The organism is Tsukamurella strandjordii, from assembly GCF_039525985.1.
GTDB classification, from domain to species: Bacteria; Actinomycetota; Actinomycetes; order Mycobacteriales; family Mycobacteriaceae; genus Tsukamurella; species Tsukamurella strandjordii.
The window spans coordinates 538,761-562,948 of the sequence record NZ_BAAAII010000006.1 but is presented as its reverse complement, the minus strand read 5'-3'; the positions used below and the strand labels follow the sequence as shown (position 1 = coordinate 562,948).

Below are 24,188 nucleotides of genomic sequence, written 5' to 3'. Positions count from 1 at the left end.
GCCTCACCGCCGCGGCGGGATCACTCCTCGGATTCGAGCTGCTCCAGCTCCGTGTCCGACTCGGAGTCGAAATCGGCGCCGACGGCGGCACGGGCGTCCACCTCGGCCTGCGCGGCCTCCGCCTGGGCCTGCGCCGGGGTCTCGTTCAGGTCGGAGAGGTTCTCGTCGTTCGCCATGATTCGACTCTAGGCGTGCCGAGGACGATGCGCAGCACGATGCCGCACAGTCCGGATCGGCCCGTCACGGCGGCACGAGCGTGCTGAGTGCGACTCCGCCGCACCAATAACCACGAACTTTACGCGGATGAAACCTCGAAACTCCTAGGCTCTCCCCATGACCACTCCCGAAGCGACCGCGCCCACCGGCGCGGCCCCGATGATCGAGATCCAGTCGGCCGACAAATACTTCGGCGATCTTCACGTACTCAAGGACATCAACTTGACCGTGCCGAAGGGGCAGGTCGTCGTCGTGCTGGGCCCGTCCGGCTCCGGCAAGTCGACCCTGTGCCGCACCATCAACCGCCTGGAGCCGATCAACTCCGGCACCATCCGGATCGACGGCTCCGTGCTCCCCGAGGAGGGTCGCGGCCTCGCGGCACTCCGCGCCGATGTGGGCATGGTCTTCCAGTCCTTCAACCTGTTCTCCCACAAGTCGATCATCGACAACGTGACTCTGGCACCGATCAAGGTGCGCAAGAAGTCGGCGGCCGACGCCCGCAAACGCGGGATGGAACTGCTGGACCGCGTGGGTATCGCCAGCCAGGCCGACAAGATGCCGGCACAGCTCTCCGGTGGACAGCAGCAGCGCGTGGCCATCGCCCGGGCACTGGCCATGGAGCCCAAGGTCATGCTGTTCGACGAGCCGACCTCCGCGCTCGACCCCGAGATGGTCAACGAGGTCCTCGACGTGATGGTCTCCCTCGCCAAGGAGGGCATGACGATGGTCGTGGTGACCCACGAGATGGGCTTCGCCCGCAAGGCCGCGGACCGGATCCTGTTCATGGCCGACGGTGCGATCGTCGAGGACACCGATCCCGAGTCCTTCTTCAACAAGCCGAAGTCCAGCCGCGCCAAGGACTTCCTGTCGAAGATCCTGAGCCACTGATGATGAGTAGACGAAGGAGTACCCGCCTACTCGCGGTCGTGATCGCGAGCATCGCCATGGTCGGCGGTCTGGTCGCGTGCGGCAGCACCGGCCCCCGCGATCTGCTCAAGTCCATCGAATCGGGGTCGGTGATCCTGGGCACGAAGTACGACCAGCCCGGTCTCGGCCTGCGCAATCCCGACAAGTCGATGTCCGGCTTCGACGTGGACGTCAGCTCGTACGTGGTGAATTCGATCGCCAAGACCAACGGCTGGAAAGAACCGAAGATCCGCTGGCGCGAGACGCCGTCCGCGCAGCGCGAGACGCTGATCAACAACGGCGAGGTCGACATGATCGCCGCGACCTACTCGATCAACGCGGCACGCTCGAAGAAGGTCGACTTCGCCGGTCCGTACCTCGTGGTGCGGCAGGGTCTGCTGGTGCGCAAGGACGATCAGAGCCTGCAGCAGCTCGCCGATCTCAACAACGGCAAGAAGCTGTGCTCGGCCGCCGGTTCCACGTCCGCCCAGAACGTGAAGGCGCAGCTGCCCGGTGTGCAGCTGCAGGAGTTCGACTCGTACTCCACCTGTACCGAGGCGCTGCACCAGAAGAGCATCGACGCCCTCACCACCGATGAGTCGATCCTGGCCGGCTTCAATCAGCAGTACGGCGGCGAGTTCCGCGTGGTCGACATGACCTACCTGACCGACCAGTGCATCAAGGGCTCGCAGAAGAAGGCGGGCAGCCCCTTCTCCACCGAGCGCTACGGCATCGGCATTCCCAAGAACAAGAAGCAGACGCAGGACGCCATCAACACCGCCATCAACGCGATGATCGCGGACGGCAGCTGGGAGAAGGCGCTGCGGAAGAACCTGGGCGACGCGGAGACGCAGCGCCTGATCGACCGTGCGGGTGGTTTCGACAAGTTCAAGCCCTCGGTCGGCGATCTCGCGTTCGTGAGCGCGCCCTCGACGAAGTGCGGAGGTGCCTCGTGACCACCATGTGGGACTACATGGGACCGCTGCTGTGGCCCGCGTTCTGGATGACGATCAAGCTCACCTTCTTCTCGGGTGTGATCGCCCTGGTGTGGGGCATGATCCTCGCCGGTATGGCGGTCGGCCCGGTGCCGATCATGCGCTCGTTCGCGAACTTCTACGTCAACGTGGTGCGCAACACCCCGCTCACGCTGATCATCCTGTTCTGCTGGATGGGCCTGTTCATGATGCTCGGCCTCACGCTGGCACCCCAGAACGACAGCTTCGTGCGGGAGAACAACTTCCGGCTCGCGATCCTCGGGCTCTCGTTCTACACCGCGGCCTTCGTGTGCGAGACCCTGCGCGCGGGCATCAACACCGTGCCCGTGGGTCAGGCCGAGGCGGCGCGTGCACTGGGCCTGCCCTTCTTCACGGTCTTCGGCACCATCGTCCTTCCCCAGGCGCTGCGCGCGGTGACCGCGCCGATGGGCAGCGTGCTCATCGCGCTGACCAAGAACAGCACGATCGCGTCGGTGATCGGTGTCTCCGAAGCGGCCTTGCTCATGAAGTCGTCGGTGGAGACCTATCCCGATTCGATCTACACCATCTTCGCGATCATCGCCGCCGGGTTCGTGGCGATCACGCTGCCGATGGGCCTGCTGTTCACCTACCTGGCCAACCGATTGGCGGTGAAGCGATGACCCAGCCGAACCCCGTGGACCTTCCCAACCCGGTGAACGATCTGCCGCCGAAGGCCCCGAAGATCAACCCGAAGCAGAAGGGCAGCGTGCTCTTCGATGCACGCGGCCCCAAGCAGCAGCGCCGGGACCAGCTGGTCGCGGTCGGCTTCATCGCCGCGATGATCGCCTTCGCGGTGTGGGTGCTGTGGGTCATGAACAACAAGGGCCAGCTCGCCTGGTCCAAGTGGGACATGATCGTCGACTCCCGGTTCTGGACCACCTACCTGATCCCGGGCCTGTGGGGCACACTGCTGGCGGCGGTGGTCTCGATCATCTTCGCCATGGTGCTCGGCACCGTGCTCGGCCTGGGCCGCCTCTCGGATCACCGCGCCGTGCGCTGGCTCAGCGGCGCCGTGGTCGAGCTGTTCCGCGCGATCCCGGTGCTGATCCTGATCCTGTTCGCGTACTACGCCTTCGCGGCGGCATCGCTGTTCCCCTCCGCGCAGCTCGCGTTCGCGGCGGTGGTCTTCGGCCTCACGATGTACAACGGCTCGGTGATCGCCGAGATCATCCGCTCCGGCATCAACTCGCTCCCGAAGGGGCAGTCGGAGGCGGCCTCGGCGCTGGGCCTGCGGAAGAACCAGCTGATGCGGCTGATCCTGCTGCCGCAGGCGATCACGGCCATGCTGCCGGCGCTGATCTCGCAGATGGTGGTGGCGCTCAAGGACTCGGCGCTGGGCTACATCATCGGCTACACCGAGATCGTGCGGCAGGGCATCCAGGCCGGTATCACCTACCGTTCGCTGTTCGTGGCGCTGATCGTGGTGGCGGTCATCATGATCGTGATCAACTACGGCCTCACCCGTCTCGCCCGCTGGGTCGAGCGGAAGATGCGCGAGCGCCGCAGCCACTGAGGCTCCCCCGCCGAGGCCCCCGGAGTTCCGACTCCGGGGGCCTCGTCGTGCACCGTCAGAGGTACGGGCGGGTGAGCAGCTCGATGCCGTGCCCCGCGGGATCGCGGACGTACACGCCGCGGCCGCCGTGCTCGTGGTTGATCTCGCCGGGCCGCTGCCAGAACGGATCGGCGGCGTGATCGACACCGCGGTCCGTGAGCAGGGCGTAGGCACGATCGAAGTGGTCGTCGTCGACGAGGAAGGCGTAGTGCTGCGGCTGGATCTCGATCGGCGGCGCGGCGATCTGGAGGAGGACGCCGTCCTCGATCTCGAGATTGGTGAAGACGCCCCAGGAGTCGACGGACCGGGCTTCGAGGTAGTCGCGGTAGAACGTGGCGGACTGCGCACTATCGGCCGCGAAGATGATGGTGTGATTGAACCGTGCTGGCATGGCTTCCTTTCGTGGGAGTGGAGTATTCGTTCGAATTCCGTTCCCACGCGGCGGCGCCCGCGCCGTCAACCGTTCGCCGGATCACCCTTCCGTGCGTGGCCCGAGGCCGTTCCGGCAGTCATGATTCGACCGTAGCGATTCGCCGGGAAAATAGCGAGGCCCCCGGAGTGATCTCCGAGGGCCTCGCTTCGCCGGGGTTCTCCCCCTGGTCTTATTCGGCGGCCGCCTTGGCGCGGACCGCGTCGAGCACCACCGACAGCGCCAGCGACGGGTGGTACCCGCGCCGGGCCAGCATGCCGACCAGCCGTTGAGTCAGCTTGTCGCGCTCGGTGCGGCCGTCCGGGATCTCGACGCGGGCGAGCTTGCGCTCCACCAATTCGGCGGCGCGTTCGGCCTCGTCGTCGCGGCTCACGGTGTCGAGCGCGGCGGCGGCCTCCGCCTCCCCGATGCCCTTGGTGCGCAGCTCCTGTGCCAGCACGCGCCGGCCGCGGCCCGAGAACCGGTGCCGCGACTCCACCCAGCGCTGGGCGAAGGCCGCATCGTCCACGAGGCCCGCCGCGGTGAACTTATCGAGCATGCGCTCGGTGAGTTCCTCGTCGAAACCCTTGCGCGCGAGCTTGGCCCGCAGCTCGCCCCGCGAATGATCGCGGGCGCCGAGGGCGCGATAGATCACGTCGCGGGCGAGCGCCTCCCGCTTGGCCGGATCCTGCTCGACCTGCCGCTCCGGCGCACCGTCGGCGTCACTGGGCCGGCACCCACGACGCCGACGGCGCGAGACGACCTCATCGTCCGAGTAATCGGACACGGCGGCTAGAACTCGACGGGCGCCGGGGCGATCTCGTCGGCATCCACGGCGGTGACGTCGGCGCCGACGCCCAGCTTCTCCTTGATCCGCTTCTCGATCTCGTCGCGGACGTCCGGGTTCTCCAGCAGGAACTTGCGGGCGTTCTCCTTGCCCTGGCCCAGCTGGTCACCGTCGTAGGTGTACCAAGAGCCCGACTTGCGGATGAAGCCCTCGTTGACGCCCATGTCGATGATGGAGCCCTCGCGGCTGATGCCCTGGCCGTAGATGATGTCGAACTCGGCCTGCTTGAACGGCGGCGAGACCTTGTTCTTGACCACCTTGACGCGGGTGCGGTTACCCACCGCATCCGTACCGTCCTTGAGGGTCTCAATACGGCGCACATCCAAGCGGACGGAGGCGTAGAACTTCAGTGCCTTACCGCCCGTGGTGGTCTCGGGCGAGCCGAACATGACGCCGATCTTCTCGCGCAGCTGGTTGATGAAGATGGCGGTGGTGCCCGAGTTGTTCATCGCGCCCGTCATCTTGCGGAGCGCCTGGCTCATGAGGCGGGCCTGGAGACCGACGTGGCTGTCGCCCATCTCGCCCTCGATCTCGGCCTTGGGGACCAGCGCGGCCACCGAGTCGATCACGATGATGTCGAGCGCGCCCGAGCGGATCAGCATGTCCGCGATCTCGAGCGCCTGCTCACCGGTATCGGGCTGGGACACCAGCAGCGCATCGGTATCGACACCGAGCTTGGCGGCGTAATCGGGGTCGAGCGCGTGCTCGGCATCGATGAAGGCGGCGATACCGCCCTTGGCCTGCGCCTCGGCGACCGCGTGCAGCGCGACCGTGGTCTTACCCGAGGATTCCGGGCCGTAGATCTCCACGACGCGACCCCGCGGGAGGCCGCCGATGCCCAGCGCGACATCGAGCGCGATGGAACCGGTGGGGATCACCGAGATGGGCTGGCGGACCTCGTCACCGAGGCGCATGACCGAGCCCTTGCCGTAGTTCTTGTCGATCTGAGCGAGCGCCAGCTCCAGCGCCTTTTCACGATCCGGTGCCGCAGGTGCCATGAGACTCTCCGTCCTTCGGGCCGACGATCCGCCGGCGCTGTCTGAAGTGTGTTGCCAAGGACGCTAGAGAGGGCCACTGACAAGTTTTCGCATCCGCACTCGGCGCGATCTCATCGGCTCGCTTTCACGTCGAACACTCACGACTATAGGGGAACGACCGTTCGAAGCAAGCACCTCGGCTGCGACACGCCGCGAGCCCCGCCGATGCCACAGATCGGCGGCGCCGACCACTGCCACCACCTGCGACGACACCCGACCACCGGACATCGGGCGCACCGTCGACATGAAGTGCCGGTTGAGACCGGCGTTCGAACGGGTCGAACGCAGCGGTGCCCGCCCCGGAGGCCGGGACTGGCACCGTCGTCCGATGGGCGGGACTACCAGCCCAGCGCCTCCAGCTGCGCCTGGACCGCGGCGCGGTAGGTCGCCACGTTGGCGGTCTTGACGCCCTCGTAGCCGCGCACCACATCGGGCAGCTCGGCCAGGGCGATCACCTGGGCGCGCTGCTCCTCGGTCACCCGATCGCCCTCGATCGCGGCGATCATCAGCCCCAGCAGGGCCCGGTACTCGGCGATGAGCGAGCGCTCCATGCGCCGCATCTCGGTCATGCCGAACGGGTCGAGCCGGGTGCCGCGCAGACGCTTCATCCTGGCCAGCGTCTTCATGCCCGGGTTCACCCACTCGCCCAGGGCCAGCTTGTTCTTCAGGCCCATCTCCCGCAGCGTCGGCGGGTGCAGGCGGATCGCCTTCTTCGCATCGGCACCGAACTCGTCGGCCACGTGCGCGGCGAACTCGGCGTCCTGCGTGAGGCGGGCCACCTCGTACTCGTCCTTGTAGGCCATGAGCTTGTGCAGGTAGTGCGCCACGGCGGCGGTGAGATCCTCGGTGCCCCAGCGCTGCTCGGCGCGCAGCACGCGGGCCACGTCGTCCACGTAGCGGGTGGCGTAGGACGTGTCCTGGTAGGCCACCAGCTCATCGACCCGCAGGCCGACCATGCGCGCCAGCTCTTCGGAGACCTCCCCGAGGCGCGCCGTCTGCCGGGCCGCGAACGGGCTCGGCTCCACCGGAGCGGGAGCGGGATGCAGCGCGTCGATCGCCGCGGTCACGCCGGCCGCATCGGCCACCGACTGGCGGCCGCGGCGGAAGGCCTGCAGGTTCTTGTCCACTGCCACGCCGTTGAGCTCGATGGCCCGCTCGATCGACGCCGAGGTGATGGGCAGCGCGCCGGTCTGGAAGGCGGCGCCCACCATGAACATGTTCGCGTACTGCTCGTCTCCGAACAGGGCCAGCGTGAGCGCGCCCGGATCGAGGTACACCGACCGCAGCGAGGCCCGGTCGATCGCCTCGTGGATGCTCCCCTGATCCGGGTAGCCCACCGCCGTGTCGATCACCATGGCGCCGGTGGGCACCTTGGTGGTGGAGACGATCGAGGTGGTGCGCTCGGGCGAGGCCACCTTGAGGTTCGCCGGATCGACACCCACGAGCCCGTCGCAGGAGAGGTACACGTCGCAGTCGCCCGAGGCCACCTTCGCGGCCTGTTCGACGTAACCGGCCGACACCTTGACGTCGGAGACCACGGCGCCGCCCTTCTGCGCCATGCCGGTCATGTCGACGGTGCGCGCCACGTGCCCGTCGAGCACGGTGGCCGTCGCCAGGATCTGCGAGACCGTGACCACACCCGTGCCGCCGATGCCGGTGACCCGGATCGAGAAGCCGTCGGCCTCGCGCCGCGCCTTCACGGGCTGCGCGACCGCGTCGGCGCTGATGTCCGGGACCGACTTGCGCACCTTGCCCGTGGCGCCCGGCGTGACCGTGACGAACGACGGGCAATCGCCCTTGAGGCACGAGAAGTCGAGGTTGCACGAGCTCTGGTCGATGCGGGTCTTACGGCCGAACTCCGAATCCACCGGGTGCACCGAGAGGCAGTTGCTCTTCTGGCCGCAGTCGCCGCAGCCCTCGCAGATCCGCTCGTTGATCACCACGCGCTGGTCCGGGGTGGGGTACTTGCCGCGCTTGCGCTTACGCCGCTTCTCGGCCGCGCAGTGCTGATCGTGCACCAGCACGGTGACGCCGTCGAGTTCGGCCAGCTCGCGCTGGATGTCCATCATGTCGGCGCGGTCGCGCACGTCCACACCGGCGGGCATCCCGAGGGCCTTGGTGCGCTTGGGATCGTCGGAGGTGACGACCACCTTGGTGACCCGCTCGGCCAGCAGCAGGGTGCAGATCTGCGGCAGCGTCATCTCGCCCACCGGATCCTGGCCGCCCGTCATGGCGACGGTGCCGTTGAACAGCAGCTTGTAGGTGATCCGCTCCCCCGATGCCACGGACTGGCGCAGCGCCAGCGAGCCGGAGTGCATGAAGGTGCCGTCGCCGATGTTCTGCACGAAGTGCTTCTGGGTGACGAACGGGGCCATGCCCACCCACTGCGCGCCCTCGCCGCCCATCTGGCTGACGCCGGTCACATCGCCCACCTGCTGCGGGTCCATGAGCAGCACCATGGCGTGGCAGCCGATGCCGGCGCCCACCAGCGTGTCGTCGGAGACCTTGGTGGAGCTGTTGTGCGGGCACCCCGAGCAGAAGTACGGGCTGCGCACGGCGAGCGGCAGTTCGATCCGGGTGCGCTGGCGGGCCTTGCGGTCCAGCCAGTCCTTCGCGGCGGGCACCTGGTGCACGCGGGCGAGCCGGGAGGCGAGACCGCGGGTCACCGAGTCGACGTCGAGCTCGCCGAAGCGGGAGAACAGAGTGGAGCCGTCCTCGTTGGCCTTGCCGACGATGTTCGGCGCGCCGGGGTGCCGGAACAGGATGTCGCGCATCATGGTCTCGAGGAAGTCACGCTTCTCCTCGACCACGATCACCTCGTCGAGCCCGTCGATGAACTCGTGCAGGATCTGCCGCTCGAACGGGTAGACCATGCCCATCTTGAGGATGCGGATGCCGAGCCGGTTCAGCTCGTCGTCGCCGATGCCGATGAGCCGCAGCGACTCCCGCACATCCATGTAGGTCTTGCCTGCGGCCACGATGCCGATCCGGTCGTCGGCCGAGCCCACCTCGATGCGGTTGAGCCGGTTGATCCGGGCGTACTCGGTGGCGCGGGGCATCCGCACGGTGAGCTGGTTCTGCTCCAGCTCCATGAGATTGGCACCCAGCAGCTTGCCCGACGGGACGTGCGGGCTGGTGCCCAGATCGCCGTAGACGGGCAGGATGCGGTCGGGGTGCACATCGGCGGTCGAGGCGCCGTCGGCGACGTGCGCGGAGATCTTCAACGAGGTCCACAGCCCCGAGACGCGGGACATGATCGCGGCGTGCACGCCGAGGTCGAGGATGTCCTGCGAGTCGGCCGGGTAGAGGATCGGCATGTACAGGTCCGCGAGCGCCATCTCGGAGGCGCAGGGCACCGTCGAGCTCTTGGCACCCGGATCGTCGCCGACGAGGGCCACCGCGCCGCCCGTGGGGTGCGTGCCGATGAGGTTGGCGTGGCGCAGCGCGTCGGTGGCGCGGTCGAGGCCGGGGGCCTTGCCGTACCAGTAGCCGACCACACCGTCGACCCCCTCGGTGAGGTTGCCCACCTGGGCCGCGACCTGCGATCCCATCACCGAGGTGGCGGCGAGCTCCTCGTTGAGGCCCGGCCGGTGCACCACGTTGTAGTCGCTGAGGTACTTGCCGCGCTTGGCGATCTCCAGGTCGTAGCCCGCGAGCGGCGAGCCCTCGTAGCCGGAGATGAACGAGGCGGTGCGGAGGTTCTGGCGGCGGTCCAGCCGCGCCCGGTCGCGCACCATGCGCACCAGCGCCTGAATGCCGGTGAGGTAGATCGTGCCCTGCTCGCGCGTGTACCGATCGTCGAGCGAGAAGGATTCGACGGAGGCCGATTGCCCGCCCCGGGGGTCCGCATCGTGGTCGCCCGCCAGGTCCCGTTCGGTGTTGCCACCGGGGAGCTTGTTGATCGGCGAGTTGGCGTCAAGGGTCACGGAAACCACCAGGCTTTCTGTTGTGCACTGCGATCCAGGGGTGGCGGATCGAGCGACGGACTGTGTCGGTGGTCACAGCATAACGTGCAGCCGGGGAGAAATCACACGCCGCGGGGCCCCTCCCACGCGCCTGTCCGAGGTGACCGCCCGGGCCCGATACGCTCAGTGATCGTGAATCGCCGTACCGCTCGGATCGTCGCCGTCGTCACCGGCCTGGTGGGCCTGCTGCTCGCGATCGCCACGCCGCTGCTGCCCATCAAGCAGACCGCCGTGACGATCGACTGGCCGCAGGCCGGCTCGCCCGCCTCGGTGACCGCGCCGCTGACGATGTACAAGCCGCTCGACATGCGGGCGACGGTGCCGTGCGCGCTCATCGCCGCGCAGCCGATGGACAAGGAGACGGTGCTCCTCGCCACCACTCCGCCACCGGCGGGCGACCGGGCGCGCACCGTCGGCCTGTGGGTGACGACCGATGCCGAATCGGTGACGGTGCGCTCGCGCGGCGCGCTCGTGTACACCGTGCCGCGGCAGGACGCGGCCCGGTGCGGCGACCTGACGATCACCGTCGACGATCAGGCCGCGACCGCGAGCGCGGCCGGCCTGCCCGATCGCGGCGAGGTGCGCGGCGACTTCCGGCCGCAGGTAGTGGGCGTCTTCAGCGATCTGCCGCCGACGCAGGCCGGCCCGCTGCCGAACGTGCACATCAACGTGGACTCGCGCTACACCTCCACACCGTCGCTGCTCAAGGGCCTGGCGATCGTGATCGGCGTGCTGTGCGTGCTGATCTCGATCGTCGCGCTGGCCGTGCTGGATCGGGCCGACGGTCGCAAGCGCCGCCACCTGATCCCCGGCCACTGGCTGCGGTTCGGGCTCGCCGACGCCGCCGTGATCGGCAGCCTGCTGGTGTGGCACATCATCGGCGCCCCCACCTCCGACGACGGCTACATCCTGGGGATGATCAAGGCGGCCCTGCACTCCGGCTACATGCCCGAGGTCTTCCGCTACTACGACGCGCCCTACGCCCCCTTCGGCATGCCCTTCTACGTGGTCGCCTGGATGAGCGAGCTCAGCGTGTCCAGCCCGTGGCTGCGGCTGCCCGCGCTGGTGTCGGGCATCATCGCCTGGCTGCTGATCTCCCGCGAGGTGCTCCCCCGGCTCGGCCTGAGCAAGCGCCGCGCGCCCCGCGATCACGCCCGCGGCCTGTGGGCGGCGGCGGCCGTCTTCACCCTGTTCTGGCTGACCTACAACCCCGGCCTGCGTCCCGAGCCGATCGTGGCGCTGGGCACCGTGCTCACCTGGTGCTGCGTGGAGCGCACCATCGCCACCCAGCGGCTCGCGCCCGCGGGCGTCGGGCTGATCGTGGCGGGGCTGACCCTGTCCGCCGCACCCACCGGCAGTTTCGCCTTCGTGGTCTTCCTCGTGGCCGCGGCACCGCTGTGGAAGGCGGTGCGCGCCCACGTGGCCGCGAACGGCTACGCCGGCTCGCTGCTGCCGCTCGCCGCCGCCGGCGCCTCGGTGCTGTTCCTGATCTTCGGCGATCACGGGCTGATCGAGATGATCCAATCCACCAAGCTGCTGAGCACCGTCGGTCCGGCCGAGCCCTGGCACCGCGAGATCATCCGGTACGAGACCCTGTTCCAGCAGAACCCCAACGGCTCGGTGGCACGGCGGTTCTCGATGCTCGCGATGTTCCTCGCGGCGGCGGCCACCGCGGTCGCGCTGCTGTGGCGCCGCCGCATCCCGGGGATCGCCACCGGGCCCGCACGGCGGATCGTGGCCGCCATCGGCGTCTCGCTGCTGGTGATGGCCTTCAACCCCACCAAGTGGACGCATCACTTCGGCGCCTTCGCCACGCTCGGCGCCATGGTGGCCGCGGTGGCGGCCGTGGCCATCGGCCCGCGGGTGGTCCGGCGGCTGCAGTTCCGGCTGCTCTTCCTCGCCGCCGCCTCGGGCGCCGCGGCACTGGCCTTCGAGTCGACCAACGGCTGGTTCTATCCCGGCAACTTCGGCATCCCCTGGGGTGGAGAAGAGCCGTCGATCGCGGGCATCAAGCTGGCCAGCGTCTTCGTGGCGCTCACCGTGGTGCTGCTCGCGGCCGCACTGGTGGTGCACGTGACCGGGTGGACGCCGCCGCCGTCGACACCGTCGGTGCGCCTGCCCGGGTGGGCCACCCCGATCACGCTGGTGGCCACGCTGATCATCGCGATGATCGGCGCGACCAATGCCGCGTCGATCCTGGTGCAGCGGCCCGCCTACTCCTACGGACTGCAGAACCTGCAGTCGCTCGCGGGCAATCCGTGCGGCATGGCCGACGAGGTGCTCGCCGAGCGCGATGCGAACGCCGGTGTGCTCACGCCGATCGGGAACTCACCGCAGCCGCTGGTGGGCGAGGAGAACGAGAACTTCACGCCGAACGGTCTGGCGGGCGATCTCAACACCACCTCCCGCGGCGCGGCCGACCTGCTCAACACCGGCGACGCCGACACCACCGCGTCGAACACCGGTGGCACCGGCGGCGGCACGCTCAGCACGCCGGGCGTCAACGGCTCGACCGCGGCGCTGCCCTTCGGGCTCGATCCGGCGCGCGTCCCGGTGGTGGGCAGCCGCCAGCAGGGCGCCAGCCAGCGCTCCGCGAAGGCCGTCTCCAGCTGGTACGCACTGCCCGCGGGCGGGGTGGACAAGCTGCTCACGATCAGCGTGGCTGGCCGCTTCGACCCGAGCAACCTGCAGCTCGAATTCGGTACCGGCACAGGAACGATCACACCCGCCGGATCGGTCACCCCGATCGACATCGGCCCCCCGCCGGCGTGGCGGAACCTGCGGGTGCCCGCCGACCAGGTGCCGCGCGGCGCCACGGCGGTGCGGGTGCGCGCGGAGGTCACGGCACCGTCGGAGCGCACGTGGGTGGCGTACACGCCGCCCCGGGTCCCGCAGCTCACCACGCTGCAGGACCTGATCGGCGACGATCCCACGCTGGTCGACTGGGGCGCCGGCATCGGCTTCCCGTGCCAGCGGCAGTGGCGCGAGTTCGGCGGCATCGCCGAGCAGCCGCGGTGGCGGATCCAGCCGGAGCGCGATCTGGCCGCGGCGGCCACCACCACGTGGCAGGGCGGCGACGCCGGCGGTCCGCTGGGTTGGGCGCTGCTGCTGGCCAAGGCGCAGACCGTGCCGACCTACCTCGACAACGACTGGGGCCGGGAGTGGGGCGCGCTGGAGCGGTACCTGCCGTACGTGTCCGCGCCGCCCGCCGCCTACGGCCGCACCGACGTCACGCGGCAGGGCTGGTGGTCGCCGGGACCGACGCCGGTGTAGCTACCAGCGGCTCGTGGGCACGTCTGGGTCGGGGCAGTGTCCCCGTCCCGGCGGAGGCCCGGTTACCAGCGGCTCTTGGGCACGTCGAACTCGGAGCACAACGCCCGCCAGACATCGCGCGGGTCGACGCCGGATTCGATGGCCTCGTCGCCGGTCATGCCGAACTCGGTGAGCCGGTGGTCGCGCATCAGGGTCTCGCCCCGGAGGGTGCCGAACTCGGTGACGAGCAGTTCGCGGAAGTCGGTGAGACGCACCGGACCAGGCTACCGGTAGGCCTCGCACACCTGCACCGGGTCGGCGACCCGGTGCGCGGAGGAGGCCGCCGCGCGCGCGGCTGCGGCGTACGCCGGATCGCCGAGCACCGCGCGCACACCGTCGCGGATCGCGCCGGGGGTCGCGGGACGCACGAGGACGCCGCTCCCCTGCCGCGCCACCCGGTTCGCGAGTTCCCATTGATCGCCGCCGCCGGGCACCAGCACAACGGGGCGCCCGGCGGTGAGGGCCTTGGTGAGCATGCCGTGGCCGCTGCCGCACACCACCGCGTCGGCCTGTTCGAGCAGACGGTCCTGGCGGCCGAAGCCGCTGGCGACCCACGGCAGGTCGAACGCGGGCGGGTTGAGTCCGGAGACGGCGATCCGCACGCCCGCACCGTCGAGTCCGGCCACGGCGGTCTCGGCGAGGTCCTGCTCCCCCGTCGCCGCGGTCGACGGTGCCACCATCACCAGCGGATCGTCGCCGTCGGGAACCGGGCAGAGTTCCTCGGTGGGTTCGAGCGTCAGCGGCCCCACGAGGTGGGTCCGTGCGGGCCAGTCGGGCCGCGGCACCTCCAGCGCGGGAATGGTGGCGACGAGCCTGCCCTCGGGGCCGGGATCGCTCGCGGGAAGGCCGATTCCGGCGCGCGCCGCTTCGCGCTGGCGGCGCCCGTTACGCAAGTCGCGAGCGGTGAAAGCGCGTAGGACGCAATCGCGGAGGAGTTCGCGCGGTGTGTGTCCCGGTGCGAGCCCGGCGCCGATCGGGGGCAGGCCCTTCGAGGGCAGGTACAGCGGGTGCGGGCTCAGTTCGAGCCACGGCAGGCTCAGGAGTTCGGCCGCCATTCCGCCGCCGGGCGTGAGGATGTCGGCCACCACGAGGTCGGGCTCGGCGGCGGCGAGCTCGGGCAGCAGGCGGGTGGCGATGTACGCGGCGCGGTCGTGGATCTTCGCGCCGGCATCACCGTCGTCGTCACCGGGCCGGGCGGCGAGCCCTGGCAGTTCCCGGGTGTCGATTCCGCGGTGGGCGCCCACGCCCGCCCATTGCCGGCCGGTGAAGACCACCGCGGTGTGTCCGGCGGCGTTCAGCCGGAGAGCGAGCGCGAGGCCGGGCAATGCATGCCCGGCCTCGGATCCGGCGACGATGGCGACGCGCACCCGCACTCCTTCCGTGCGGGCGGCCCCGCGGTCACAGGGTGGTGGAACTCTTCTTGCCCGAGCCCAGCCACTTGACCACCGAGACGATACCGATGATCACCAGTGCGATGAGGGCGAGTGGAAGCAGCGACTTGATGATCGCCGATGCCACCATGAGGGCGATCCAGATGACGACGATCGCGCCGATGATCTTCCAGAACATTGCGGGTCCTTTCGATGGTGTGTGCGCCAGTTCTTTCACCATCCATACTGCCTCCGCCCGAGCGGGGAAGTCACGCGCTGAGCTGGGAGTTCGGGGAAAGATCGGGGTGAACCCTGAGCGGATCTACCAGCGATGCGGGTCGGGCACCGGGGGCAGCGCCTCGATGCCGTAGGCCCAGGCGCGGAGCCGTTCGGCGGTCTCCTGCAGACGTGGCGTGGCGCGACTGAGGTCGTCGAAGCGCGACGGTGAGCCCAGCGACTGCCGTGCGGCGGCGACGGTGGACGCGGCGGACCGCACCATGTCCTGGTAGGTGAGAATGCCCTCGTCGAGGCTGCGCAGCCCGTCGTCGAGGACGGCGCGCAGCATGATCGCGGACTCGCCCCCGCCGCTGATGGCGCGCTCCATGTCGACCAGTTGCTCGCTGTAGGAGATGATCGCGTCGGCCGAGGCCTCGGCGTCGTCGTCGAGCTCGGAGAGCGCATCGGGCGGGAGGGCGCCCGAGCGGTAGAGCACCGAGACCAGGGCGAGGAATTCCTGTTCGGCGTCGGCCAGCCGACGCACGGGGTCGTGCAGCGCGGACGATGCCGCGGGGATGGTGCGCCGGGCATAGGTGCGCGGCGGTACCGGGGTCTTGCGGAGGCGACGCAGCTTGCGCACCGCGTAGGCCGCGGGAACCACGATCACGGCGGTGATCGCGGTGGCGGTGCCGCCGACCACCGGTGCGGCAGCGGCGAATCCGCCGACGGAGACGACGGCCGACGCCGAGGTGGTGGCGGCCCAGCCGTTGACGGTGTGCCGCGCGTTGCGGATGGCGCGCTGGTGCGCGATCTTCGGGTCGCGCCGCCGGGCCGCCTTGTCGCGGGCCTCGTCGACGGCGCGGGCGGCCGCCTCCATCGCGGTCGCCGAAGCGCCGATCGCGGAGGTGGCCATCCGTGCAGCGGAGGCCGCCACCGCCGAGAAGTCGGTGCGGTAGCGGCCTCCCTGGGAGCTCACGGCGCCCTTACTGTCCGGCGGGGTTCGGGCCGGCCTGGCCGGGCGCGGCCTGCGGTGCGGGGGCGGCCTGCGGTGCCGCGGGGGCACCGGCGATCTGACCGTTGGCCTGCATCGAAGCCCGGATCTGCTCCAGCCGCGAGTGCCCGGCCATCTGCACGGTGGCCTGCTGCACCTCTGCCATCCGGCCCTGGACCGAGTTCTGCGCGAGCTCGGTGGAGCCGAGGGCGTTGGCGTACCGCTTCTCGATCTTCTCCCGCACCTCGTCGAGGTTCGGGGTGTTGCCGGGCGCCGACAGCTGACCCATCTGGTTCAGCGAAGCGGAGACCTGCTCCTGCATCTTCGCCTGCTCCAGCTGGCTGAGCAGCTTGGTGCGCTCGGCGAGCTTGTTCTGCAGCTGCAGAGCGTTCTGCTCGACGGCGCGCTTGGCCTGGCCGGCGGCCTGCAGGGACTGATCGTGCAGGGCCTTGAGGTCCTCCACGCTCTGCTCCGCCGTCACCAGCTGCGCGGCGAAGGCCTCGGCCGCATTGGTGTACTCGGTGGCCTTGGCGGCGTCACCGGCGCCGGCGGCCTGATCGGCCAGCTGCACGGCCTGGCGGGTGTTGGCGGACAGCTTCTCCACCTCGGCCAGCTGGCGGTTGAGCTTCATCTCCAGCTGCCGCTGGTTGCCGATCACGGCTGCGGCCTGCTGGGACAGTGCCTGGTGCTGCCGCTGGGCGTCCTCGATCGCCTGCTGGATCTGCACCTTGGGATCGGCGTTCTCGTCGATCTTCGCGTTGAACAGCGCCATGAGGTAGCGCCAGCCCTTGACGAACGGGTTAGCCATCGGTCTACTACGCCTCCGTGTCGAAGTGTGTCCGGTCGGGTCGGCGCGGGCCCGAGTGGGCGACGTACCGACGTGATGTCCAATCTATCGGGTATCCGGGCCGTTGTGCGGCCCCGGACCGCGGGTTCAGGGATTTCCCCCGTACCCGCGGCCCGTGATCTCGGGTCAGGCGGCCGCCATGGCGGGGGCCGGGATGACCAGCTTCGGGAACGGCCGCATCGAGACGCTGGCCTGTGCCACCAGTTCGGCGACCTCCACGTCGAGTGCGCCGCAGATGGCGGCCAGCAGTTCGCTGGACGCCTCCTTCTGGCCGCGCTCGACCTCGGACAGGTAGCCCAAGCTGACCTGGGCCGCCGACGACACGTCCCGGAGCGTGCGTGCCTGGCGGACCCGCGTCTTGCGCAGATTCTCGCCGATCGCTTCGCGCAACAGTAGAGCCATGCTCACCTCCGATTCGTCGTTGAAACTTGATATCTGTTCACTCAACGCTGAGGAGGCCCGGTTGGTTCCCGTTTGCGGAATTTCCTTACGGATTCGGGTCGAGGACCCGGTCCCGGAGCTCCCGGAGCGCCTCGGAGACGGCGCCGTGCCGGACGGCGGAGCGGTCACCGTCGAGCCGCAGGGCGGTGACGGACGTGCCCGACGGTCCCGCGATGCCCAGGTAGACGGTGCCCACGGGCACGCCGTCCTGTTCGGTGGGGCCGGCCACCCCGGTGAGGCCGACGCCCCAGTCGGCACCACAGCGATCGCGGGCGCCGTCGGCGAGGAGGCGGGCGGTGTCCGGGTGCACGGGTCCGCAGCGGTCGAGCACATCGGCCGGCACCCCGGCCAGCGTGGACTTGAGATCGGTGGCGTACACGATGAGGCCGCCGCGGAGCACCGCGCTGGCGCCGGGGACGTCGGCGATCGTGGCGGCGAACAGTCCGGCGGTGAGCGATTCCGCGGAGGCCACGGTCTGCTCGCGCGCGGTCAGGGCCGCGACGAGGCCGGCCGCCTCAGGTGCGGGCACGCCACCAGCTCACGAGGTAGTCGATGCCGGTCCACACCGTGACGATGACCGCGGCGCCCATGACGACGGCCTTCGGGAGGTCCATCCACGCGGGCAGCGGCATGAGGTAGAGGCCGATCGCGATCGTCTGCAGCATCGTCTTGAGCTTGCCGCCGCGACTGGCCGGGATCACGCCGTCACGGATCACGGCGAACCGGAAGACGGTGATCCCGAGTTCGCGGATCAGGATCACCACGGTCACCCACCACGGCAGATCGCCCAGCATCGACAGGCCGATCAGCGCGGCACCGGTCAGGGCCTTGTCGGCGATCGGGTCCATGAGCTTGCCGAAGTCGGTGATGAGGCCGTAGCGGCGCGCGATCTGGCCGTCCACGCGGTCGGTGAACATGGCCACCGCGAAGACGATGAAGGCGATCCACCGCCAGTGCGGATCGTGGCCGCCGTCGGCGAACAGGGCCACCAGGAAGACCGGCACGAGTACGATCCGAAGCACCGTGAGGGCGTTCGCCACATTCACATTGGAGACACGTGTGTCCGTGGGACTCACGCCATCCGGTGCACTCACGGCGCTAAGCCTATCGGGTCCGGGGATCGGCGCCCGCGCGCGCTAGTGTTTGGCGATGACCACCTCCGCCGCCGACGAGTTGCGTCGCGCCCGGACCTCCGACGTCCCCGCGATCAAGCGCCTCATCGACGTCTACGCGGGCCGGATCCTGTTGGAGAAGAACCTGGTCACGCTGTACGAGTCGATCCAGGAGTTCTGGGTGGCGCAGGTGGGCGGCGAGATCGTCGGCTGCGGTGCGCTGCACGTGCTGTGGTCGGATCTCGGTGAGATCCGCACGCTCGCGGTGGATCCGGCGGTCAAGGGGCACGGGATCGGGCACAAGATCGTGGCGCGCCTGCTCGACGAGGCGCGGTTCCTGGAGTTGCAGCGGGTGTTCGTGCTCACCTTCGAGACGGACTTCTTCGGGCGGCACGGCTTCGTGGAGATCGACGGCACGCCGGTGAGCGCCGAGGTGTACGCCGAACTGTGCCGCAGCTACGACCAGGGCGTCGCCGAGTTCCTCGACCTGAGCTACGTGAAGCCGAACACCCTCGGCAACACCCGGATGCTGGTGTCCCTCTAGCCCCACCCCGGCTCGACGGTGGGCCGGGTCGCTCCGGGGCCGCGCGTGAGCACGTCGATCAACCACCCGACGAGTATCGGGATCACCCAGGTGAACACGGCGAAACCGACCTGCATCGCGGCCGGCGCCCCCTGGGTGACCGCGCCGAGCACCTGCTCCCCGACCACGTACTGCCACAGCGCCCAGGTGCCGATGCCCACGGGAACGGAGGCGATCCAGGCGATCCCGTCCCGGCGGGCGAGCCCCCACCCCGCGACCCCGCCGACCGTCATCACCACGCCGGTGAGCACCACGATCGCGTCGATGAAGCGATGCACTTCGCCCCGCGTGAGGGCCAGCCACAGCGCCACACCGGTATCGGTGAGTGCCACGAGCGTCCACGCGCCCACACCGGCCAGCCTGCCCGTCAGGCCCCTGCCGACCGCCGCGAGATACGCCAGAATCGGGAGGTACGGGAGGAGGGTGGCGGCCCACACCGTCGCCGCGGAGGCCGACGAGGGCATGCGATCCGCCACGACCGCGGCCACCGCGACGGACAGGATCGCGACCGCGCCGGAGCCGATCGCGACGGCCGGCCCCGTCGGACCGGGGCGTGCCGGGAGGGCGCGCGGGGGCGGCGATCCGGACGGTCCCGCGGGCGGAAATCCATAGGCGTTCACAGCCCGAAGTGTATGGCCGATTCGGTGAACCATGATTGACTCTTCGGGTGGACGTGATCGACGAATTGCGAGCGGCGGGTTGCGTGTTCGCCGACCAGGAAGCCGAGCTGCTCGCCTCGACCGCGACCGGCGCGGAACTCGAGGATCTGGTACGGCGACGTTGCTGTGGTGAACCGCTCGAGCACCTGCTGGGCTGGGTCGAATTCCGGGGTCGCCGGCTGGCCGTGGGCCCCGGAACCTTCGTGCCGCGCCGGCGCACCGAGCTGCTCGCCGAGCTCGCGGACGACGCCCGTCCGGCTGTCCTGGTCGAGCTGTGCTGCGGCGTGGCCCCCGTCGCCGCCACCTGCGCTGCGGAAGAGGCCTACGCGGTCGACATCGACCCGGTGCCCCTCGAATACGCCAGGCTCAATGCGCCCGGCGCCACGGTGCTCACCGGCGATCTGTACGCCTCACTCCCCCGCGAGCTGTCCGGCCGGGTGGACGTGATCGCGGCGAACGCCCCGTACGTCCCCACGGCGGCGATCGCGACGATGCCCGCCGAGGCCCGCGAGCACGAGCCGCGCGTGGCCCTCGACGGCGGCGCCGACGGATTGGCGGTGCATCGCAGGATCGCCGCCGAGGCGCGGATGTGGCTCGCGGACGGCGGCGTCGTCCTCATCGAGACGGGCCGCTACCAGGCCGAGTACACCGAGCGGCTGCTGCGCGCCGCCGGATTCGCCGCGCGTGTGGTCACCGATGCCGATCGCGGTTCCACGGTGGCCGTCGGCGTGCTCGAACCCGCGCACTGACCCGACTGCGCACCGAGACGACCGCGCACCGAAACGACGAAGCCCCGCCGGTCACCGTGGTGACGGACGGGGCTTCGCGCTGTCGGTCTACTCGGAGCCGGCGTCGATCGACTTCTTGTCGTCGTGCTTGGACTTGAGCAAGGACGCGATCGTGGTGATCGCGAGGACACCCATGATCACTGCCAGCGACAGGCCGGTCGAGATCTCCGGGACGGCTAGCGGCTGGCCACCGTTGATGAAGGGCAGCGTGTTCTCGTGCAGGGCGTGCAGCACCAGCTTGACGCCGATGAAGCCGAGCACGATCGACAGGCCGTAGGACAGGTACACCAGGCGGTCGAGCAGTCCGCCGATCAGGAAGAACAGCTGGCGCAGACCCATCAGCGCGAAGGCGTTGGCCATGAACACCAGGTAGGGCTCCTGGGTGAGGCCGTAGATCGCGGGGATCGAGTCGAACGCGAACAGCAGGTCGGTGAAACCGATCACGACCAGCGCCAGCAGCAGCGGCGTGGCGACCTTCTTGCCGTCGATCTTGGTGACCAGCTTGTCGCCGTCGTACTGATCGGTGGTGGGGACGATCTTCTTGAACAGCGAGGCCACGCGGCTCTCGCGCTTCTCCTCGTCGTCGATCGGCCCCTCGGGCGACGCGGCCTCCTTGACCAGCTTGAAGGCGGTGTAGATGAGGAAGATGCCGAACAGGTAGAACACCCAGCTGAACGCGGAGATGGCGGCGGCGCCCACGGCGATGAAGATGCCGCGCATGACCAGCGCCATCACGATGCCGATGAGCAGCACCTTCTGCTGGTACATCTTGGGAACGGCGAACTTCGCCATGATGATGACGAACACGAAGAGGTTGTCGACAGATAGCGCCTTCTCGGTGACGAATCCGGCGAAGAACTCTCCGCCGTACTGCGGTCCGGACACCACCCAGACGCCGATGCCGAAGATCACGGCCAGGCCGATGTAGACGGCGGTCCAGAAGCCGGACTCCTTCAGCGTGGGCTCGTGCGGGGTGCGCACGTGGGCGAAGAAGTCGAAGACGAAGAGTCCCAGAACCACCAGGATGGAGACGACCCAGACAAGGGTTGAGACGTGCATTGCATATACCTCCGGTACAAGATCCGGAGGTCTCTCCCCACCCGACGATGCGGGTTCAGCGCGCCCGGGCGGATATCGATCCACCGTGATGACGATCGCGCTGCGAGCGGGATACTCCCCTCACAAATGCATGATCACTATAACAGTTAGAAGTCCGGTTCGTCGTCCGAGTCGTCCGCGCCGGCGTCGCCGCCGCCGCGTAGCACCATGAGCAGGCCGGGCAGCTCGTCGGGCGTGACGAGAACGTCGCGCGCCTTCGACCCCTCCGACGGGCCCACGATGTCGCGGGTCTCCATGAGGTCCATCAGACGGCCGGCCTTGGCGAAGCCCACGCGCAGCTTGCGCTGCAGCATCGAGGTGGAGCCGAACTGCGAGGTGACCACGAGCTCCACGGCCTGCAGGAAGACGTCCAGGTCGTCGCCGATGTCCGGGTCGACGTCCTTCTTCTCGACCTTGGTCTCGGTGACCCCGTTGGTGTAGTCGGGCTCGGCCTGGTTCTTCACGAAGTCGACGATGGAGCTGATCTCCTCGTCGGTGATGAAGGCGCCCTGCATGCGGGTGGTCTTGCCGCCCATGGGCAGGAACAGCGCATCGCCCATACCGATCAGCTTCTCGGCGCCGGGCTGGTCCAGGATGACCCGCGAGTCCGTGAGTGAGGACGTCGCGAACGCCAGGCGTGAGGGCACGTTGGTCTTGATCAGGCCGGTGACCACGTCGACCGACGGGCGCTGCGTGGCCAGCACCAGGTGGATGCCGGCGGCGCGGGCCTTCTGCGTGATCCGGACGATCGCCTCCTCGACGTCGCGCGGGGCGGTCATCATGAGGTCCGCGAGCTCGTCGACGATGGCGACGATGTAGGGGTACGGCCGGTACACGCGCTCGCTGCCGAGCGGGGTGGTGATCTCGCCCGACTTCACCTTCCGGTTGAAGTCGTCGATGTGCCGCACGCGCGAGGCCTGCATGTCCTTGTACCGCTGCTCCATCTCCTCGACCAGCCAGGACAGCGCGGCGGCCGCCTTCTTGGGGTCGGTGATGATGGGCGTGATGAGGTGCGGGATGCCCTCGTAGGGGGTGAGCTCGACCATCTTGGGGTCGATGAGGATCATCCGTACCTCGTCGGGCGTGGCCCGCGCGAGCAGCGAGACGAGCATCGAGTTCACGAAGCTCGACTTACCCGAGCCGGTGGAGCCGGCCACGAGCAGGTGGGGCATCTTGGCGAGGTTGGCGTTGACCATTTCGCCCTCGATGTCCTTGCCGAGGCCGATCACCAGCGGGTGCGTGTCCTTGCGGGTGCTGTCGGCGGCGAGGACGTCGGCCAGGCGCACCATCTCGCGGTCGGTGTTGGGCACCTCGATACCCACGGCCGATTTGCCGGGGATCGGGGCCAGCAGGCGCACGTTGTCAGTGGCGACCGCGTAGGAGATGTTGCGGTGCAGCGCGGTGACCTTCTCCACCTTCACGCCGGGTCCGAGTTCCACCTCGTAGCGGGTCACGGTGGGACCGCGCGTGTAGCCGGTAACGGCGGCGTCGATCTTGAACTGCTCCATCACGCCGGTGATCGCGTCGATCATCGCGTCGTTGGCGCTGGTTCCGGCCTTGGCGGGCTCGCCCTCGATGAGGAGGTCGGCCGGGGGCAGGATGTAGTTCTCGTTGTCGATGGTGCGGGCCACGGTGAACTCGGCCGCCTTGGGGGCGGGCGGGGGCGTGTTGTCCTTGACCACGGGGGCGCGACGGGGCTTCGACGCGGCCTTCGGCGGAACCTCGACGGTCGGCTCGTCCGACGGTGCGGGATCGGCCCCGATCGGCGCGGTCACCTGGTCGGACAGGGCCTCGTCGGGCTCGGCTGGGGCGGTCTTGCGGCGGCTGCGCTTCGGCGGCGCGGGGTCGGCCGGGTAGTTCTCGTACGGGTCGCCGTAGGGCGACGCGGCGAGGCTCGCGGTGTCGGCCGGGCCGGAGTCGAAGGCGAAGGGCGAATCGAGATCGTCGTCGTCGAGCGGCTCCTCGTCGTCGCCGTACTGGCGGTCGAGGTCGACCCCGAAGTAGAACTTGAGGCGATCGATGATCTCGCGCACCGTCATTCCGCTCACCAGGAGCAGACCGAAGAGGGCGACGAGCACCAGCAGGGGCACCGAGATCCAGGCGGTGAAACCGTCGGTGAGCGGGCCGCCCACGATGTAGCCGAGGTATCCGCCCGCGGCGGCACGGTCGTCGAACTCGGCGGGGCGGCCGGCGCCGATGTGCAGCAGGCCGAGGAAGGCGAGAACGATGAGGGCACCGCCCACGCGGTGCCGCACGCGGGCTCCGGGGTTGTCGGGCCGGCGCATCATGATCACGCCGAGCGCGATGGCGAGCACCGGCACGAGCACCGAGAACCAGCCGACGACGGCGCGGACGGCGGTGGAGAAGAACGAGCCCACGGGCCCGCCCGCGTCGAAGTAGAGGGCGGCGCCGAGCACGATCGCGATGGCGAACAGCCCGAGCGCGAGCCCGTCACGCGAGTGGGTGCCGCTGTTGCGCGGCGTGCCCTCCGGGCCGGCGGTGGCGCTGAGCACCTCGGTCTCGGCGGTCTCCGACGGTGCGCGGCGCCCGCTGCGGACGGCGCCACCGACACCCCTGGCCAGCAGTTTCCAGCTGGCACCGAGTCCGCGGCCCACTCCCCTACCGGCGCTGGCGGCCATGCCGGGGCCCTGCTTGGCGTTCTGCTTGGTCTGCTTCGCGGGGGTGCGCGGCGCGGTCTTACGGCCGCCGGCCGAGCTCGCGGCGCGGCCGCGGCTGCTCCCCGAACGGGAGTTCGCGGCGCTGCGCGCACGGGTGGTCGTCTTCGCTGCCATGGGGGCAGTCTATCGACACCTGCCCCATCTG

The 24,188-nt window shown here is 69.4% G+C and carries 23 protein-coding genes; 7 read left to right on the top strand and 16 right to left on the bottom strand.

The window, feature by feature from the left end:
• Positions 1–20: 20 nt before the first annotated feature.
• Entirely contained in the window at positions 21–176 is a 156-nt protein-coding gene (locus ABD108_RS13865; RefSeq protein ID WP_305110820.1) for a hypothetical protein, read from the bottom strand.
• A 199-nt stretch (positions 177–375) separates the two neighbouring features.
• On the opposite strand from ABD108_RS13865, the gene ABD108_RS13860 reads away from it, so the two are divergent.
• From ABD108_RS13860 to ABD108_RS13845, 4 genes are read left to right on the top strand one after another with little or no spacing between them, the layout of a single operon-like run.
• The gene (locus tag ABD108_RS13860; RefSeq protein WP_220659627.1) at positions 376–1,104 is read left to right on the top strand and encodes an amino acid ABC transporter ATP-binding protein; all 729 of its coding nucleotides are present in this window, start codon (positions 376–378) and stop codon (positions 1,102–1,104) included.
• A gap of 2 nt (positions 1,105–1,106) precedes the next feature.
• On the top strand, positions 1,107–2,078 hold the full coding sequence (locus ABD108_RS13855) for a glutamate ABC transporter substrate-binding protein (RefSeq protein ID WP_220659156.1): 972 nt from the start codon (positions 1,107–1,109) through the stop codon (positions 2,076–2,078).
• Entirely contained in the window at positions 2,075–2,758 is a 684-nt protein-coding gene (locus tag ABD108_RS13850; protein ID WP_220659157.1) for an amino acid ABC transporter permease, read from the top strand. The genes ABD108_RS13855 and ABD108_RS13850 overlap by 4 nt, the downstream gene beginning before the upstream one ends.
• A complete protein-coding gene (locus ABD108_RS13845) occupies positions 2,755–3,651 on the top strand; it encodes an amino acid ABC transporter permease (RefSeq protein ID WP_220659158.1) in 897 nt (298 codons plus the stop codon). The genes ABD108_RS13850 and ABD108_RS13845 overlap by 4 nt, the downstream gene beginning before the upstream one ends.
• A gap of 55 nt (positions 3,652–3,706) precedes the next feature.
• Here ABD108_RS13845 and ABD108_RS13840 read toward each other — a convergent pair whose 3' ends face one another.
• The 4 genes from ABD108_RS13840 to ABD108_RS13825 form a co-directional block, all read right to left on the bottom strand.
• Positions 3,707–4,081 (bottom strand): VOC family protein, encoded by a 375-nt coding sequence (locus tag ABD108_RS13840; protein WP_220659159.1) that lies wholly within the window; start codon positions 4,079–4,081, stop codon positions 3,707–3,709.
• 211 nt (positions 4,082–4,292) lie between these two features.
• Positions 4,293–4,886 (bottom strand): regulatory protein RecX, encoded by a 594-nt coding sequence (locus tag ABD108_RS13835; RefSeq protein WP_343930569.1) that lies wholly within the window; start codon positions 4,884–4,886, stop codon positions 4,293–4,295.
• Between the two features lie 5 nt (positions 4,887–4,891).
• Entirely contained in the window at positions 4,892–5,944 is a 1,053-nt protein-coding gene (gene recA, locus ABD108_RS13830) for a recombinase RecA (RefSeq protein WP_220659161.1), read from the bottom strand.
• 377 nt (positions 5,945–6,321) lie between these two features.
• Positions 6,322–9,849, bottom strand: coding sequence for an indolepyruvate ferredoxin oxidoreductase family protein (locus tag ABD108_RS13825; RefSeq protein WP_343930651.1), 3,528 nt, complete (start codon positions 9,847–9,849; stop codon positions 6,322–6,324).
• A 231-nt stretch (positions 9,850–10,080) separates the two neighbouring features.
• Here ABD108_RS13825 and ABD108_RS13820 point away from each other — a divergent pair, with 231 nt between their 5' ends.
• The gene (locus ABD108_RS13820; protein WP_343930568.1) at positions 10,081–13,221 is read left to right on the top strand and encodes an arabinosyltransferase domain-containing protein; all 3,141 of its coding nucleotides are present in this window, start codon (positions 10,081–10,083) and stop codon (positions 13,219–13,221) included.
• 62 nt (positions 13,222–13,283) lie between these two features.
• Here the strand turns inward: ABD108_RS13820 and ABD108_RS13815 are convergent, their stop codons facing one another.
• The 8 genes from ABD108_RS13815 to pgsA all read right to left on the bottom strand — a co-directional run bounded on the left by ABD108_RS13815 (position 13,284) and on the right by pgsA (position 18,219).
• Positions 13,284–13,475, bottom strand: a complete 192-nt coding sequence (locus ABD108_RS13815) for a DUF3046 domain-containing protein (protein WP_220659163.1) — start codon at positions 13,473–13,475, stop codon at positions 13,284–13,286.
• A 9-nt stretch (positions 13,476–13,484) separates the two neighbouring features.
• Complete coding sequence (locus tag ABD108_RS13810; protein ID WP_343930567.1) at positions 13,485–14,627, bottom strand: glycosyltransferase; 1,143 nt, start codon at positions 14,625–14,627, stop codon at positions 13,485–13,487.
• A 31-nt stretch (positions 14,628–14,658) separates the two neighbouring features.
• Positions 14,659–14,829 carry a hypothetical protein gene (locus ABD108_RS13805; RefSeq protein WP_220659165.1) on the bottom strand — a complete coding sequence of 57 codons (171 nt, stop codon included), beginning with the start codon at positions 14,827–14,829 and terminating at the stop codon, positions 14,659–14,661.
• A gap of 123 nt (positions 14,830–14,952) precedes the next feature.
• The gene (gene pspM / locus ABD108_RS13800; RefSeq protein ID WP_220659166.1) at positions 14,953–15,822 is read right to left on the bottom strand and encodes a phage shock envelope stress response protein PspM; all 870 of its coding nucleotides are present in this window, start codon (positions 15,820–15,822) and stop codon (positions 14,953–14,955) included.
• 7 nt (positions 15,823–15,829) lie between these two features.
• The gene (locus ABD108_RS13795; protein ID WP_220659167.1) at positions 15,830–16,645 is read right to left on the bottom strand and encodes a PspA/IM30 family protein; all 816 of its coding nucleotides are present in this window, start codon (positions 16,643–16,645) and stop codon (positions 15,830–15,832) included.
• Positions 16,646–16,810: 165 nt separating this feature from the next.
• Positions 16,811–17,086 carry a helix-turn-helix domain-containing protein gene (locus ABD108_RS13790; protein ID WP_220659168.1) on the bottom strand — a complete coding sequence of 92 codons (276 nt, stop codon included), beginning with the start codon at positions 17,084–17,086 and terminating at the stop codon, positions 16,811–16,813.
• An 85-nt stretch (positions 17,087–17,171) separates the two neighbouring features.
• Entirely contained in the window at positions 17,172–17,654 is a 483-nt protein-coding gene (locus tag ABD108_RS13785) for a CinA family protein (RefSeq protein ID WP_343930566.1), read from the bottom strand.
• On the bottom strand, positions 17,641–18,219 hold the full coding sequence (pgsA, locus tag ABD108_RS13780; RefSeq protein ID WP_220659170.1) for a CDP-diacylglycerol--glycerol-3-phosphate 3-phosphatidyltransferase: 579 nt from the start codon (positions 18,217–18,219) through the stop codon (positions 17,641–17,643). The genes ABD108_RS13785 and pgsA overlap by 14 nt, the downstream gene beginning before the upstream one ends.
• Positions 18,220–18,274: 55 nt before the next feature.
• On the opposite strand from pgsA, the gene ABD108_RS13775 reads away from it, so the two are divergent.
• Positions 18,275–18,781 (top strand): amino-acid N-acetyltransferase, encoded by a 507-nt coding sequence (locus tag ABD108_RS13775; RefSeq protein ID WP_344185652.1) that lies wholly within the window; start codon positions 18,275–18,277, stop codon positions 18,779–18,781.
• Here the strand turns inward: ABD108_RS13775 and ABD108_RS13770 are convergent.
• Positions 18,778–19,440: a hypothetical protein gene (locus tag ABD108_RS13770; protein ID WP_343930565.1), complete on the bottom strand. Its 663-nt coding sequence runs from the start codon at positions 19,438–19,440 to the stop codon at positions 18,778–18,780. The genes ABD108_RS13775 and ABD108_RS13770 overlap by 4 nt on opposite strands.
• Before the next feature lie 47 nt (positions 19,441–19,487).
• Here ABD108_RS13770 and ABD108_RS13765 point away from each other — a divergent pair, with 47 nt between their 5' ends.
• Complete coding sequence (locus ABD108_RS13765) at positions 19,488–20,228, top strand: putative protein N(5)-glutamine methyltransferase (RefSeq protein WP_220659172.1); 741 nt, start codon at positions 19,488–19,490, stop codon at positions 20,226–20,228.
• An 87-nt stretch (positions 20,229–20,315) separates the two neighbouring features.
• Here ABD108_RS13765 and ABD108_RS13760 read toward each other — a convergent pair whose 3' ends face one another.
• Positions 20,316–21,326, bottom strand: coding sequence for a TerC family protein (locus ABD108_RS13760; protein WP_220659173.1), 1,011 nt, complete (start codon positions 21,324–21,326; stop codon positions 20,316–20,318).
• Between the two features lie 146 nt (positions 21,327–21,472).
• Positions 21,473–24,157: an FtsK/SpoIIIE family DNA translocase gene (locus ABD108_RS13755; protein WP_343930564.1), complete on the bottom strand. Its 2,685-nt coding sequence runs from the start codon at positions 24,155–24,157 to the stop codon at positions 21,473–21,475.
• Positions 24,158–24,188: the final 31 nt, after the last annotated feature.